The sequence below is a fragment of the Paenibacillus sp. WC2504 genome (assembly GCF_052682475.1).
The window spans coordinates 32,617-49,147 of sequence record NZ_JBQZFH010000001.1; the positions used below are offsets into that span (position 1 = coordinate 32,617).

The window sequence follows — 16,531 nt, forward strand, 5'->3', positions numbered from 1 at the left end:
CCGTTCTATGTAGCTCGGCGGCTATCATCTCGGCTACACGACTTAGTATACGTGAGTATATACTAAATTTCATTGATAAGTATTTTCCAGTAGGCTCGATTTACTAGATAAATAATTATCGGTTTGTGCATGTATCACTCACATTTACAATTTACATGTTAATTGTGAACTAAATAAGTAGAGAAGCTGAAATTAAACTAAAAGTTAGCTTAAAATAAGCTGAAATGATTCTTCGACCATTAAAAAAAGCAAAAGACTGCATCCGATCATATCGGAGCAGTCTTTGTTCGCTTCAATTCAAGTTTTAAGGAATTTTCTTCTGTTGCTTAAGAACACGGTTAGCAATCGCCGCAGCTTGCGCTCTGGTCATATTGCCTTTTGGATCAAAGCTGTAGGTTGGCTTCTTCTGTCCTTGAACAGGCGCATTTTCAATGCCATCCATTAGTCCTGCTTTAATAACTGCTTCTACAGAAGCGAGTGCATAGGTATCAATGTCACCTGCATCTGTGAATTGCTTTTTAAGATTAGCAAGTGATTTGACTGAATCCGCGCTGGTTTTCATGTTTGCTGCTCTTTCGATCATAACAGCGGCATCTTGACGGCTAATAGAATTGGTCGGAAGGAACAAGCCGTTAGAGTTACCTCTGACGATACCCGCCCGTGCTCCGGCTTCAATATGCATGAAGTCATACAAACTGCTGCTATTCGGTAATCCAAGGCCTCTGCGCACATCCGCGAATGTACCTTGGAAGTTAGGGTTGGTCGGATCGTTAGTATGATAGGTTGTATCTTCATTTACTAATGGGATATTAAAAATGTTAACCAACATCGTTACAAACTCACCGCGAGTAATAGCGTCATTCGGCAAGAACTGTCCCGGTGTCTTGTTGTTCATAATCCCTTTGGAATAAAGAATATCCAGGTAATCGCGAGCCCAGTCATGATTCGTTACATCATTAAAGCTGTTATCCATATACATGACTTGGAAATAGCCGAAATTATCAACCGGTACTTTGATTGTATGGGATTTAGCATCTACAATGCCGCCAATATTCTTCCATCCTACATATTGGTTCCCGGTTCCGCTTGGATCCAAGAACGTACCGAATTGGTACACAGTGAGATACTTCCAGGAGTCATTACGAATCTCTTCATCGTATTTCAACGTTAGCGTTCCACGTTCCGTAGGTATGACTAGATTTTTAATGTAACGGGAGTAAAACGCTGTCTCCCCAGGTCCAGGTAGCGATGGAGACGGTAGGTTACCACTGCCTTGTAAAGCGTCTTTAAGTGTCGCATTTGTACTTGCTGCACTACTATCAATCGACCCGCCATCAATCCAGAACAATTTACTGGCAGCTCTGAATCGACCCGTCGGCTCTTGAAGGAAGCGCATGCCGGCTTGAGTCTCAGAAGCCTTATCTACACGCCCGTCATCTTGATTGGCAATCCCAAACACTAATTTACGATCAGATGTGATGAATTGTTCTGTTTGTGTACGGTCATTTCTCATCAACTTTGTGTCTTTCGGGAAAGTTAATGTAAGATCCCCATCGAACAAGCTCATTTTTGCTGTAAGATTCGTACGATACTGCGCACCTTCAATTGGTGTATTCAAATTATTAAGAATGAATGTACCTTTCGATTTAGCACTGCCTCGAATAACTTCAAAGCTAACTGTATTTTTCCCTGCTTTTAAATTCGGTACATCCAGACGGAAGATTCCTGGAGCTGTAAGCTTTGCTTCCGTTTTATTGTAAACAATAGAGTCTGCACCATCAGCTTGAATCACAACAGTTTGGAAATTTGTATTTACATTGGCCTGATCAATCTTATCTGCATTTTTAACGAAATTCGTTGGTTGAAGAAGCAGATAGTCAACAGGCTGTTTTGTAATAGTGATCATTTTGCTTGTCGTACGGCCAGTCTTGTTCTTAGCCACCAGTTCTAACACATAATCTCCATACGCATCCAAACTTAAAGGAGTCGATAATTTGAATTTGGTCGTAATTTGATTACCATCCAGTGGATTGGTCACTTGAGATATTTGCGCTAGTAGCGGCGTAGTACCAACAGTAAGAGTAGAACCATTAGGAACACTTCTTACATATAAAATAGCTGTTGATTTTGGATCAGCAGAATTTAATTGAGCGTTTAACACTGTACCAGAGAGCTGCAGCTTATCAGACGTAGTCAAGAAAGCCCCGGGTACTGAGCTAGGTGTAAAAGGCGTGATAGCTGGATCAAGGGCTAGCTCCTCAACTAGTGGAGCAAAATCACTTAAAACGAAGATCTCATAAATCGTTTGTGTAACAAGCACTTTTACGCCTGCGGGTTTTAAATACAATGAGAATTTAATTGTTTTCTTACCATCTGCATCAAAAAGGGGATTCAATGCAGAAGCAGGGATATTGAAAGTTCCATCAGTCGTGTTAATTGCTCCAGCAATATTGATATTTGTATCATTTACTGTTAATTCAACATCGCCATAGCTTGATGCAGGCAGATTGACAATTTTACCTGTAATACAAGGTGCCGTACCGCTCGCACAAGTGATTTGAGCCGGATTACTAACTACTTTCCCATTATAAAGACTGTTCACAATGACATAAGGGGCACTTGAAATATTCAACTGATACACTTTGGTACCAGCTTGGTTATAACCCGTTGTCGCATTCCACGGAACCAATGTCAGCTTGGTAGCACCATCCGGTATATCATGAAGATCAATCTCCGCTACGCCTGCAGTGACGTTCACATCACCATTGCCTGCAAATCCAGGGATCGTTACTTTCACTTTATCGGCATTCCCATTCACATGGAATTTAAGTTTGGCAGGAAATTCATTGATTTGATTCGTTCCTTGTTCAGTAAGCTTAACTTCATAACCTGCGCCAACTCCAATAGGTGGAGCAAAATATTGCGCAGTGTAATCAATGTAAGGCAAGGTTGGGTTAATGAAATTAAAATTATATCTAGTTGTGTATTCTCCACCCAGACTAGTAACGAATCTGACGTCAATTTCCTGAGAAGTCGCTGTGCCGCTGAGGGGTAGGTTTGCTTCAATATGATGGACGTCATAAGCAGTTCCACCTGTCACGGTCGATGGATTAACCAAACTTGGAGCTGTTCCACTAGGGACATTAGGATTAACATTCAGGAAACCGCCATTAGGAGTTGATGTCAAACCTGTTGCGAATGTATATCGAAGTGTTGTCCCACTTCCGGCAACGCTAATATCCGCAAACAAATAGTCAGGACTACCTGCTGTGATATTTCCTTTGCTGTTCTTTAAATCTGCTGTAAAAACAATGTTATTATCCGTTGAACTGACCAAATTAGGGATATTGACCAATGCTTGGTCTGAGTTCCCTGTTGCTGCCTCTTTAAAACGGACTTTACCATTATAAGCAAAACCTAAACCGTTGTTATAAATAAAGTTTCTTGATGTTGTGTAATAGTTTGTCGGGTTCTTAGCAACGAAAGTGATTAGATTATCCCCTGGCGTTAAGGTGAGATCAGAAGCTCTTCCCGTATTTGTTAAGAATGTAAAAATACCGCCAGAAAAATTAGTAGCTTCATATGTAGTTCCCGATACCGTAGCATCTACTTGATAAGCATTATTAGAATTACCTGTAATTGTAAGATTCGTATAAGGACCTGTTGCTGGGTACATACCACCATCTGCGAAATCAACATCATTGATTTTCAAATTTGTGATATTAGACACCGGTGTAAAGTAAACCCAAGCAGGCTTAGAGTCAACCGTTGAAGTGCTTCCGTATTTAACAACAATTTTATTTAAACCTTCCGTTAACTGAATATTCTCAAAGGTAATTTGGTTGCTGTTATTAGGGTTTTTGATGGCACGATTTGTTTTGTTTGGTGTCGTAATACCTGTAGTCATATTTTTGATTTCGTAGAAAACATTCGTAATCTGATCATCCGAAATACCCCCAATGTCTGCACTTAGCGTAATTGGGTTCGCCGTAATCCTTGGAATCAAAGCATCATAGAAATTCTCAGGATCCTGAACAACGGTAGTATCATTAGGGTCAGTATGTACGTAGTAATTCGTAATATTAATTACAGGTGCGGCCGAAGCCCCGAGTGGCGGAAGCAAGGCCAACAACATAGCAACCATGAGGCTAATGCTAATCCACTTATTTCTTTGCTTGGTCTTCAAAGCTAGTTCCTCCTTATGTCCTCTAAATTCCATTCATTCGACATGGCAATGCTGCTAACCGTCGGTTAGACAAACTTACTTTCGACAATCCCTCCCAAATCCTTCTATCATTCTACATGATTTGACGCGGCATACCGCCAAAAGTTCTTGTACCTTTCTTATCGGTCAAAACCTCTCAATTGTTTAGAGAAAGAAGGAAGTTCACAAAATAGAAAAAAAATCCAACCCGAGGGTTGGATTTGAGTAAAACCTTTATAAGTGCTGATTATTTGCCCATCCGGTCGCTCTGTACGGTCTTGCCTACAAGTCTTTGCAGGAAGTTAAGTACCGGTTTGCGGCTTTTACTAATAATGCCGATCGCTTCTGCTCCGACGAGCATCACCAGGAATAGAGCAACAATGATCATGATTAAACCCCAAGTGGAATCCTGGGAAATGAAGACGGAGCAGATTACCGCGCTACCGCCGAATACGGAAGCAATACCGTAAATAATCAGTACGCTTGTACGATGGCTGAAGCCAAGTTGCAACAAGCAGTGATGAAGATGGCTTTTGTCCGGTGCCGAAATCGGCAATTTATTCACATAACGGCGCATAATCGCGAAGAAGGTATCCGATAACGGTACGCCTAGGATCATAATCGGGATTAGAAGCGATACAACGGCTGCTTGTTTAAAACCTAGGATCGAGAGTGTCGCAAGTGCGAAGCCTAGGAACAAGGCGCCTGAGTCGCCCATAAAAATTTTGGCGGGATGGAAGTTATAGAACATGAATCCTACGATACTTCCTAGTAAGATTACAGCCAACAGAATAACTGTTACATTGCCCATCATAAGCGCTAAAATAAGAATCGTAGTGGTAGCAATACCAGATACACCCGCAGACAGCCCGTCAAGACCGTCAATCAGGTTAATGGCATTGGATACGCCAACGATCCATAATATCGTAATCGGGATACTCAGCCAACCGATAGGCAGGTTCGTTTCTCCGAACGGAATGTTAACGAGATCGATTTTGAGGCCAAAAGAAACGACGATACAAGCAGCAATGAGCTGCCCAAGAAGCTTCCATTTGGGGGATAGTTGAAAACGGTCATCCAAAGCCCCTGTGATGACGATAACTAACCCGCCGAGCAGCAAACCGAACGCTGCATTGGAGTTAACGGCATCAAGCGCTGGAGAGACGACGAAATAAGCTCCGACGAAGGCAAGGAAGATAGCTAGGCCTCCGAGACGCGGCATAATTCGCGTATGAACTTTTCGATGGTTGGGGGCATCTACAGCTCCAACCCAGAAGGCAAACTTTTTGACCAGGGGTGTCAGCAGCACTGCAATAATGCAGGCGGCGATGAACCCAATCGCGTATAATCCATACATGTCTTCTTCACAGCTCCTCTTGTCTTGGGTGGCAGGTGATCCGCCGAAGAGAATTATACTCCCATTTGTCCACAAATACTACTGCTAAATTTGTCTGAAATGACCGTTTTCAGCCAATTTTCATAAAAATTTTCATGGTTTTGTGACTTTCTCTTTGTCACGCATCACTTTCATCGCGAATTTAGGGAGTAATAACATTCTTTTGTAGCGCCACGGCTCCTGTAACAGGCGGTAGAACCATTCAAGACGTAGTTTTTGGAATACAACCGGTGCTCTTTTTAGCTTGCCCGAAAGAACATCAAAACTTCCCCCGACTCCCATCATAACCGGAACGCCGAGCTGCCCTTTGTATTTGCCGATCCACGGCTCCTGATTCGCTGCCGCTCTCCCTACAAATAGAAGATCCGGTGCGGCATCTACAATGGATTGAATCACTTCGGCATCCTGCTCATCACGAAAATAGCCATCACGCACACCAACCAACTTGATTCCTGGATAGTTTTTGCGCAGTTTGTCAGCAGCCGCTTGAATCACTTCATTAGAAGCACCGAGCAGATAGACTTTCCAGCCCTTCGACTCTCCGACCTTCATCAGCTCATTTAACAAATCGTAACCTGGGACCCGCTCTGCGACAGGCTCTCCAACATAATTGGCGGCCCAGACTACTCCTGTTCCATCAGGAACGATAAGCTCGGCGCGCTGCATCATGCTCATATAGGCGGGATCATCCAGCGCCGACATCACCATAATCGGGTTGGCGGTTATGATTTGATGAGGCTGTCTTTGTTCAATCGCCTTGGATAGGTAGGCAACTGTTTGGTTCATGCTCATCTTGGAGATGGGAACCCCATATATGCTTACTTTCGGTATAGCTTGGGCAGAAACAACTCCAGCTGAGGTCGTTGTCGATGTTGAGCTCATAGATATCTCTTCCTTTATGTGACGTTGGCTTTCACGTTTTGGTTGATTTTTTTTATTTATTAAAAAAAGAAACGATGCTTTTCGCAGGAAATTGCGCCTGCGCCTTAAGCTCCTCGATGGCGGCGCGTTTGGACGCCGCCCAAGCTTCTCGGCCATCCAGGAGAGCCCCAGCCTCCTGGGCCAGTGCATCCGCATCGAAACGAGACGTCGATGCGGCAGCTTTCATGCCAAGCCTATGGAGAAACTGGTCGATCTTCGGATCGTACGAGATGCCAACCATAGGCACATACTGCGAGGCTGCATAAATCAAAGAATGCAGCCTCATCCCGATCAACAGGTCGCAGCCCGCGACCTGCGCGAGCATATCCTGCGGATGGACGATGCCCGGCACCATCTCCACCCGCGACCCGTGATCGCCCAAACGGTCGATCGCGAACTGCGAGGCCACCTCGTCCGAAGGGAGGTGGAAGGGCAAGAACCGCAGCCGCACGTTAGGATCGGTGGCGAGCAGCTTTGCCAGGGACCGCGAGAGAGCTTCCAGCTCTGAGCGGTCCTCGTTCCAGAAGCGGACGGACACGCCCACCGTCCGCACGCCCGTGCCAGCCGACCCGCTAACACCAGCCTCGCCGCGAAGCGGCAGGCCCATGACCGGGTCGGGCACAACAGCGATGCGCTCCCACGGGAGGCGCATCGTCGCCAGCAATGCCGCGGACTCCGTATCGCGGACGGAGATGTAGGCGCAGCGTTTGAATACGCCGCGGATCCAGCCGTCAAACATCCGGCGATTCACCGGGCCGATGCCTTGAGAGTAAATAAACGTAGGCTTCCCAAGCCACTGTGCGATTTTCAGAACAGCTAAGTAATACGGAATCGTTTTGGAGCTTGTAGCATCCTGCAATAAGCTGCCACCGCCGCTGATCAAACCGTCTGCTTCCCGCAGGGCGCTGAGAAGTGGTCCTGGTTTCATACGGTGATAGGATTGGACGCCGTACATCGCTGACGTCTTTTCCGGATTCGCGGAAAGTACAATCGGCTCAATACGAATGCCCTGCTCTCTGCCTTGCTCCTCCAAAGCGAACAAAATAGATTGAAGCACAGCCTCATCCCCGCTATTATCGAAACCGTAATAGCCGGATAGCGCTATTTTGACAACTTTGGCACCCATCGTTTCCAACTCCTTGTGATGATTTCCCAAGCTGCAATCAGAACGAGGCCGATGATAGCGCCAAATACGATACCGTAGGAAATACGGATAAGAGAAATATGAAGCGGTGTATGCAGATGTGCGAATGTATCTACAATAGAAAGCTGCCCTATTACACCAATGAAAATCAAGTAAACAGCATGTCTATATCGTATAGATAAGTAGGCACCGAGAATGAAAATAGGGTGAGCTACTAAGAACTCTTTCGTACGTGGTCGGACGCCAAGCGTGTTCTCCAAGAACGAACGGAATAATTTTTCCACCGTCGAGGCTTGTCCTTCGTTACCCGTGCGAGACAAGTAATAGAAGACAGCAGCCAGACCAATCCCGGCAACAACGATCCATAACACACTAATAAAAGAGGTAAGGATACGGCGAACATGCATGATTTTATCGTTATAGGTATTATTCTCACTAAAGAAGAGCAAATACACACCAGCGATTGCGATAGGCAGTAAATGCAGCGCACCTACTCCACGGAACTGCTGCAGAACCAGCGAATACGTAATGTGGTTGAGGAGCGCAACCTCATAAACGACACCAAGGAGTGAAATCGCCGATGTTTTGATGAGTGTCCACAAGGCAAATGCAAGACCTGACTTCCATTTCGCCGCTGCTCCCGAACGAACTGTTCGAATTGCCAGCATAATGGCAATGCTCGGAGCGGAAATCGCTGCTCCCAAAGCAAGCCCTTGAGCATATAAATTCGCCGACAAGGTATGCAGACCAATCAAACCGAGCAGTCCAATCACGAAAAGTACGAGTGTGGCCTCTGGAATGAAGAAAGAAATCATAAGCACGATGATGCTCAAACCGCCAATCAACATAAAGACGCTGGCGACTTTTTGCCATCCTGTTGTATGAACATCAAATGTCTGCGCTAATCCAAGCGTAAAACCGGCTTTCTCAATGCGCGGAATCGCCCCGTCTTTGCCTTGCAAGCTCTCGTAAAATGCGGAAAGAGGGTCTACTAACTTTCCTTTATCTACGCTCTTAAGCGGCTTAGCGTTTAAGAAAACCATACGAATGTTGCGATCTTTCACCGCAAGCACGAAGCGATCCGCAACGCCTTGAATGCGGTCCTCCAGCTCGGCCTTTTTCAGCGGCTCCATGAGTTTCTCTCCATCTTTCTCCGTGAAAGAATGCAGCCGGACGACATTATAGTTCGTCTGTTTCGCTAACGTGTTGAAACCCTTTTGAGGCTCTTTCAGTAATTCAATAGCGGCTAAACCAATGCCATACTTGTTCAGCAGATCCGCCATTTTATTAAGGTTAACTTCGGTATCTTCTTCCGTATAACCTGGAACTTCGTTGCCATCGACAATGATTCTTTTCACGCCCATATCATGCAGCTGCTTCAGGAACTTATCCATCTCATTCGTAACGAAAGGTCGGCGATTAGATAGGCGCACTACAATTTGGAAACCTTGATCCTTCAGCATTTGCAGCGTAATCGGGTCAGGATCCATTCCCTTGATTGAAGCATCGTCCATGCTCATTTGAATGATGAGCCCGTTACGGTTTTTAAAGCTCCAAGGTTTAATGCCAACGTTCAGGTCAGCAAATGTTTTCTGAATTAATGGCTCCAGCTTTTGCTGGGTTGCACTGTCCTTGAATAACACATAGGTGAAGTTCTCATTAGGATCACCAAAAGTTTGCGTAAGCGCGGCGGCGTCCCTCGAGTTATACATCTCAATATGACGGCTTTCTTTGAACTCGCCTAGCGTGCTTTCATACACGGCCATTGATCCAATGCCAGCGGCCTTCATATTCTTCAGCTGCTGCGCGATGAAGCTCTGCGGGTTTGTTTGCAAATCCGAAATATCCAATAAGTCACGATAGTCAAAAACGAACTCGACGTTCTTTGTCGAAGTTTCCGTAAGGTGACGCGTATAAGCTAGCGGAAGCGAGCCTAACATGCCGATAATGACAAGCCACCATAATACATTTTTGAGCGGGTTATTCCACGTTTTATACCAATTCACCAATTGTCCACTCCTTAGAGCATTTACTTTCTAGTCCTATATACATTCGAAAACCCCTTCAGCTCCTAAACTCGAGGAAATAGGCCCAATGAATACGGATTTATTCCATCTATTCATTAGACGACCTATCCCTGACTTAGGTTCTGAAGAGGTTCAATTAATCCTATTTCATTATCCGTCTACACGGCTAAGTACATATTGAATGATGCGATCCAACTGTTCCGCAGCTTCTGCGCCTGAAGATCCTTTTACCGCAAAATAGAACTTAATTTTAGGTTCAGTACCCGATGGACGCAAACAGAACCAGGAACCGTCCTCCAGTTTGAATTTCAGCACGTTCTCAAGAGGAAGTCCATTTACACCTTTGGCGTAATCTTCCATAGCCGTAACCGGCGTACCGGCAATCTCTGTTGGAGGGTTAGTTCTCCACGCTTCTACCATACGTCCAATTTGTTCTACGCCGTCTTTCCCTTTGAGCGTCCTTGACTCCAGTTTTTCCAAAAAGTAACCAAAGGATTCGTACAGCTCTTGCAGGACTTCATATAATGTCTTGCCTTGCTTCTTATAATAAGCTGCCGCTTCTGCGATAAGCATAGCTGCGATGACAGCATCTTTATCGCGCGCGTAGCCGCCAGCCAAATAACCATAGCTCTCTTCGTAGCCAAAAAGGAAAGTATGCTCGCCCGTTTGCTCGAACTGGGTCATTTTTTCCCCAATATATTTAAAACCAGTTAACGTATTTAACGTTGGAATTCCATAATGATCTGCTATTACTGCGCCCATCTCGCTCGTTACGATCGTTTTGACAACTACACCGTTAGCAGGAAGTGTTCCACGCTCTTTCAAGCTCGATAATAAATAATTAACAATAATGGCTCCCGACTGGTTGCCTGTAAGAACAAAATACTCCCCGTTCTGATCCTTCACTACCGCACCCATACGGTCAGCATCCGGGTCTGTCCCAATAATAATATCAGCATTCCATTCTTTAGCTTGTGCGATAGCGAGTGTAAAAGCTTCACGTTCTTCCGGGTTCGGAGACTTCACGGTTGAGAACTGTGCATCAGGTAACTCTTGCTCAGCAACAACACGGACTTGTCCAAAACCCAGAGTTTGCAATACGGCTCTGACTGGCACATTCCCCGCACCATGGAGCGGCGTGAAGATGACACGGAAATCATCGCTAATTTCCTTAATCACATCCGGATTCTGGCTAATCGCGGTTACTGCCTTTATGTATGCTTGATCGACATCTTCGCCAAGCCATGTAAGAAGACCTTGTGCTTCTGCTTCCTCTTGACTAAGCTTCTTCACTTTATCAAAAGAGTCAATGCTCTGAACTTCGGCGATCACTTGCTCCGCAAACTGAGGTACGAGTTGTCCACCGTCTGCGCCATATACTTTATATCCATTATATTCAGGTGGATTATGACTTGCTGTCACGACAACGCCTGCTGTCGCGCCTAAGTATCTCACGGCAAAAGACAGCTGTGGTGTAGCATGTAAAGTTTTGAATAGATAGGCCTTAACGCCATTTCCTGCAAAAACCAGGGCAGCTTCTAAAGCGAACTCCGGCGACATATGACGTGAATCGTAAGCCAGTACAATAGAAGGGCTTTGTACGCCTGTGCTATTCACATATTGTGCAAGACCTTGGCTTGCACGACCAACGGTGTAGACATTGATGCGGTTCGTTCCGGCGCCAATAACGCCACGAAGCCCACCTGTACCGAATTCGAGATCTTTGTAAAAGCGATCCTCAATTTCTTTCTCGTCTTCCCGAATTGCAAGCAGTTCCTTTTTCGTTTCTGCATCCACTGCTGGATCGTTCAGCCATAATTGATACTCTGTTTGTACGCGCGTCATAGTAGTCAGGTTCATCTCCTTTTTATCTATGGGGTTATTTATTAGCAAGGGCGAACATAAGTTCACCTTCGACTACCACTTTCTCGCCTACTTTTGCCACAGCTTGGCCTTTGACAATTGTTCCTTTAACACGTGTAATCGTCATTTCTAATGTCAGTGTATCGCCAGGCACCACTTGTTGACGCCAACGAATGCCATCTGCACCCGCAAATAAACCAATTTTACCTTTATACTCAGGCATGGAAAGGACAGCTACAGCGCCCACTTGTGCCAAAGCTTCAATAATCAGCACACCCGGCATAACCGGATAACCTGGGAAATGGCCTGCAAAGAAAGGTTCATTGATGGTAACATTCTTAATCCCTACCGCTTTCACGCCTTGCTCTACTTCCAAAATGCGGTCAACGAGCAGAAAAGGAGGGCGATGTGGAATAATTTCTTGAATCTGGTTAATATCTAGCATAACAGGTAATGCTCCTTTCAATTTCTTGTATAAAATACAAGGTAATCACTTACAATACTGGTGTCCCTTCATTAACTGCAGAAGTGAAGGTTCATATAGGGGGAGCTTATGTAAGGAGGTGTGTGCACAGCCCTCGCATAGGCTCTTTTTACGTAATTGTCTATTTCGCTTTGGCCCTCCGGTTTAAAAGCAAGAATTGAAAAATATAAATGAAGGAAGTTAAGAAGGATATCCCGATCACGAACCACAAGTACGTAATGGCGAAATCTAAATGAAAAACAATGAAGAGAATGGCGAGATAGTAAAGTACTGTCGTTAATTTCCCCATCACATTGGCGGGAACGGTTAATTTCCCCCTGAAGTGGACGAAAGCAGAACCCATGATCATGCCCAGATCACGTATAAAAATCGCTGCCGCCGCCTGCCATGGTATCATCCCTGTAATAAGCAGAGAGAGAATGACTGCAATCATCATGCACTTATCCGCAAGGGGGTCCAGCATAACACCAACAGGTGTTACCAAACCTCGAGTTCTGGCAATATAACCGTCTAAGATATCTGTAAGCCCTGCTGCCAGCAAGATCAGAAAGGCTATCTGGATATGGCCGCTGAAAAAAATGATGAGGTACACAGGGATAAGAACAAACCTGCTAATGGTGAGCATGTTCGGAATATTCAAAGTACCCCTCCTGCGCCTTTTATCTGGTATCTGACGATTAGCCTTCATTCATTATACATTTGCTAACACAAAAATAAAACTCCCAATAAGGGAGTTTGAATTAATTCGCAAATACCAAATCGTATAAATGCCGCCAAGTGCTCATATGGAAGATCTCCGCTGATGGCTGATGGCCCAGCTTGGAATATCCGACCCATAGTCCGATATAAACGGCTAGCAAGCAAAGAACGGGAATACGTATGATTTTGAAAATAAGCCATATGATGTTTAGCCATTTCGGCCGTGGTGCCTTTTTCTTCTTTGGAGTAGGCTTGTTAGGCTTGTCAGACATCGAGCCCTATCCCTCCCTTTCTACGATCAGGCGCGCAAATTATTTGCGATATTCATCATCTGATCGGCAGATGTAATCGCCCGGGAATTGAGTTGAAGCGCTCTTTGCACCATCACAAGATCCGTCATTTCGTCGGAAAGCGTCACATTGGATTGCTCCAAAAACCCCTGCATTAATGTAACCCGATTATTGGTTGTATCCAGCCCTGGATCCACATTTTGCAAAATGTTCGCCTTCTCGGCATCCGTAATTCCCGCAGGAAGTGCGTATAGGTTATCTCCAACATCTTGGAGCAACTGCGGGCGCACAACGCGAACCAGCTTGATCTGTCCAAGGTTAAGCGGCTCAGCACTCGGGTCCTGCTCACTGTATCCATTGATAATGCCATTTGGTTGAACAACGGGTCTGAAGCCAGCAGGTATACGAATAGGATTACCGTCTGTTCCTGTAACAAAATGACCCTCTTTGGTGGTAAGCACCGTATCGCCATTGGCATCAGGCGTCAAATTGAAAGACCCATTACGCGTCCATGCAGGTTGAAACACTTGGTTTCCGTTCCCATCAACCTTGCTGACGGACACTTCAAACAATCCGTCTCCCTGAATCGCAAAATCCGTAATACCGCCTGTAGACTGAATAGGTCCTTGCGCAAGGTTGGTTTGGATTTGCACCAACTTTGATCCCCATCCTTGGTTGAAACCAAGGGGAGAGAATCTGCCCTGCTGACGGAATCCTTCCGGCTGCGACTTCACATTGGTCAGAACATCCTCAAAGGAGGCATCCTTTTTCTTAAAACCTGTCGTATTGAGGTTCGCTATGTTATTGGACAAGATATCCAGCTTCTGCTGTAAGCTGTGCATGGATACCGATGAGTTAATCATGGAATTGTTCATGTGTGGCTCCTTCGCAAGCTAGATTAGACGCGTCCGACTTCGTTCGCTGCCTTGTCCATACTTTTATCATAAGATTGAATGACTTTCTGATTGGCTTCATAGGCGCGGAGTGCCGACATCATATCGACCATAGACTGCGCAGAATCCACGTTAGAGCGCTCGATAAAACCTTGGCGAACTTCGACCTGATCACCAACGGCAACCTGTGTAACCGTTGCTTCGTCGCCTGGATTAATCCGCAGCAAACCGTTCCCTTCACGCAGCAGAAGATTCGGATCCTCTGCACGCGAAAGCATCAATCCTACAGGTTGTCCAGCCTGATTCAACAGCGGTTGGCCGTTCCCGTCAAGGAACTCCCCTTTGTCTGTTACTTTAAAGGATCGAATGGGCTGGCCCGCTCCATCAACAAGCAGCAAGGGTTGTCCATCGCGACCCAACACCTGATTGCCATTGGCGTTCACGAGTTGTCCTGTCGGATCGACGGTGAACTTACCATTCAAGGAATACCGGCGTTCTCCGTTCGCATTCATCACGGTGAATAATGCCTGCGGCTGGAACGTGCGCTCCCCGTCCGCATTCACGTATTTCCCCGAAGCGTCGAATGCCATGCCAGGCACTTGGATGTTCGACACGAGGGCAAAATCAAAAGGATTTTGCGTTTCCTGCAGGTCGCCTTGTGCGTGGATGGAGATATTCTCCTCTGAAAACACACCAAGACTCATCTTCCCAAGCGGTGCCGTTGAGGCGCCTTGTCCACCGCGAATTGTAGAAATAAGCATCTCCGGGAACGAACGCGACAAGGCATTACCTTGTTTAAAACCCGGGGAATTAATATTAGCAATATTGTTCGTAATGGTATCGTGTCTGCGCTGCTCGGAGATCATTCCTGCCGCCGCGGTATACAGTCCTCTTAGCATCTCTTCACCTCTTGGATAAACTTGTCTAGTTAAATTTACGCTTGGAAACTTTATCTAGGTTATCGAGCATGATCCCAGTTCCTTTAACTACGCAAGACATCGGATCTTCCGCAATTAATACCGGAACCTTCAGCTCGTCTGCTAACAACTGATCCAGGCCGTGCAGCAAAGCTCCGCCGCCTGTCAGGATAACGCCACGGTCAATAATGTCTGCGGAAAGTTCAGGTGGCGTACGCTCCAAAACGCTTTTCGCAGCCGTTACGATCGATGAAACCGGATCCCATAGGGCTTCCTGGACCTCACTGGAGTGAATCGTAATCGTAAGCGGCAATCCGGATACCATATCTCTACCGCGAATATCCATCTCTTGATCTCTGCCATGTGGATATACCGTTCCGATTTTCAACTTAATATCTTCGCTCGTCCGCTCACCAATCAGCAGCTTGTACTTATTTTTGATATACTTCGTGATTGCAATATCGAACTTGTCGCCAGCGATTTTGATGGAAGAGGAGGTGACGATGTCGCCCATGGATAACACGGCCACATCCGTCGTCCCTCCGCCAATATCCACAACCATGTTGCCGCTAGGTTGGAAAATGTCCATACCGGCGCCAATTGCCGCTGCTTTCGGTTCTTCTTCCATGAATACCTCTCGGGCACCGCTGCGCTCAGCCGCTTCGCGGATCGCTTTCTGCTCAACCGAGGTGATGTTGGTAGGGGCGCAGATCAAGATACGCGGATGCGAATACCAGTTCTTGCCCCCTACTTTTGCAATGAAATGCTTTAACATCATTTCCGTAATATCGAAGTCCGCAATAACCCCATCTTTCAATGGACGAATCGCGATAATATTGCCTGGAGTTCTACCCACCATGCGGAAAGCTTCTTCTCCTACAGCAAGCACGCGTTTCGTATCGCTTTCAATCGCTACTACAGATGGCTCATCGAGCACAACGCCGCGTCCTTTCACATGAATGAGCACATTTGCCGTGCCGAGATCTATTCCAATATCCTTGCTTAACATTTCAAGTTAATCCTCCCTAAATCTACCGTCCATCCCGTGAAGAATCGGCGCTCTTATAGATAGTTCTAATTATAAGCTAAATTCGCTGTAAATGCATTAATTCCTCTTTTTCCGTGAAATTTCGACATGTCCAGTTCCAGGAAACCGTCGGGATGATCGTATTTTTAGGATTTGACCGTGACTAAGTTCTCGGAGTGCTTCGGGTTTCGTGTCTTTCGATACTTGATTTTCGTCGCTTCTCCTCCCCTTAGATGTCTAATGGACTTGTGATACTCCAAAATGTGCTTCACCTGGTTGGCCAGGTCCGGGTTGATTTCCGGCAGTCTTTCCGTCAAATCCTTATGCACCGTGCTCTTGGAAACACCGAATTCCTTCGCAATGGTGCGAACCGTATTCTTGGTCTCGACGATACAGGTACCAATCTTAATGGTTCGCTCTTTGATGTAATCGTGCACTCCCCTCGCCTCCCTACTCGAGATAGTTTGGTAAAGTATATGAGGGGCATGACTAGATATTCTACGTAACCAAGCCTGACAAGCCCTTTTCCTATATTTATTTTCAAAAAAATCAGGAAATAAGGGCTTATGCGGTCTTTTTTGGCAAGGACAAGTCTGTTGTGTCCCTGATGGAGGGCAAGCCGTGGAGTAAATCCCCTAGGTTTCAAAGCAAAAAAGCAGCAGGATA

General features: G+C 45.8%; 13 protein-coding genes. All 13 read right to left on the minus strand.

The window, feature by feature from the left end; translation table 11 throughout:
- Window positions 1-304: 304 nt before the first annotated feature.
- Complete coding sequence (locus ACUN27_RS00135; protein WP_315955559.1) at window positions 305-4,186, minus strand: S-layer homology domain-containing protein; 3,882 nt, start codon at window positions 4,184-4,186, stop codon at window positions 305-307.
- A 265-nt stretch (window positions 4,187-4,451) separates the two neighbouring features.
- On the minus strand, window positions 4,452-5,561 hold the full coding sequence (locus ACUN27_RS00140) for a glycosyltransferase family 4 protein (RefSeq protein ID WP_315955558.1): 1,110 nt from the start codon (window positions 5,559-5,561) through the stop codon (window positions 4,452-4,454).
- A gap of 132 nt (window positions 5,562-5,693) precedes the next feature.
- On the minus strand, window positions 5,694-6,482 hold the full coding sequence (locus tag ACUN27_RS00145) for a WecB/TagA/CpsF family glycosyltransferase (protein ID WP_315955557.1): 789 nt from the start codon (window positions 6,480-6,482) through the stop codon (window positions 5,694-5,696).
- A gap of 52 nt (window positions 6,483-6,534) precedes the next feature.
- Window positions 6,535-7,647: a polysaccharide pyruvyl transferase CsaB gene (csaB, locus tag ACUN27_RS00150; RefSeq protein ID WP_445558231.1), complete on the minus strand. Its 1,113-nt coding sequence runs from the start codon at window positions 7,645-7,647 to the stop codon at window positions 6,535-6,537.
- On the minus strand, window positions 7,623-9,671 hold the full coding sequence (locus ACUN27_RS00155; RefSeq protein WP_445558232.1) for a DUF5693 family protein: 2,049 nt from the start codon (window positions 9,669-9,671) through the stop codon (window positions 7,623-7,625). Before ACUN27_RS00155 ends, csaB begins: the two co-directional genes overlap by 25 nt.
- 171 nt (window positions 9,672-9,842) lie before the next feature.
- Window positions 9,843-11,537, minus strand: coding sequence for a phospho-sugar mutase (locus tag ACUN27_RS00160; RefSeq protein ID WP_445558233.1), 1,695 nt, complete (start codon window positions 11,535-11,537; stop codon window positions 9,843-9,845).
- Between the two features lie 34 nt (window positions 11,538-11,571).
- Window positions 11,572-12,000 carry a 3-hydroxyacyl-ACP dehydratase FabZ gene (gene fabZ, locus ACUN27_RS00165; protein ID WP_127453383.1) on the minus strand — a complete coding sequence of 143 codons (429 nt, stop codon included), beginning with the start codon at window positions 11,998-12,000 and terminating at the stop codon, window positions 11,572-11,574.
- 160 nt (window positions 12,001-12,160) lie between these two features.
- Window positions 12,161-12,679 (minus strand): CDP-alcohol phosphatidyltransferase family protein, encoded by a 519-nt coding sequence (locus ACUN27_RS00170; protein ID WP_315955553.1) that lies wholly within the window; start codon window positions 12,677-12,679, stop codon window positions 12,161-12,163.
- A gap of 100 nt (window positions 12,680-12,779) precedes the next feature.
- Entirely contained in the window at window positions 12,780-13,010 is a 231-nt protein-coding gene (locus tag ACUN27_RS00175; protein WP_315955552.1) for a DNA-directed RNA polymerase subunit beta, read from the minus strand.
- A gap of 26 nt (window positions 13,011-13,036) precedes the next feature.
- Entirely contained in the window at window positions 13,037-13,903 is an 867-nt protein-coding gene (locus ACUN27_RS00180; protein ID WP_315955551.1) for a flagellar hook-basal body protein, read from the minus strand.
- Between the two features lie 23 nt (window positions 13,904-13,926).
- Entirely contained in the window at window positions 13,927-14,820 is an 894-nt protein-coding gene (locus ACUN27_RS00185) for a flagellar hook-basal body protein (protein WP_315955550.1), read from the minus strand.
- A 25-nt stretch (window positions 14,821-14,845) separates the two neighbouring features.
- Window positions 14,846-15,847, minus strand: coding sequence for a rod shape-determining protein (locus ACUN27_RS00190; RefSeq protein WP_079417018.1), 1,002 nt, complete (start codon window positions 15,845-15,847; stop codon window positions 14,846-14,848).
- 164 nt (window positions 15,848-16,011) lie between these two features.
- Window positions 16,012-16,302 carry a sporulation transcriptional regulator SpoIIID gene (spoIIID, locus tag ACUN27_RS00195; protein WP_029195640.1) on the minus strand — a complete coding sequence of 97 codons (291 nt, stop codon included), beginning with the start codon at window positions 16,300-16,302 and terminating at the stop codon, window positions 16,012-16,014.
- Between the last annotated feature and the right edge of the window lie 229 nt (window positions 16,303-16,531).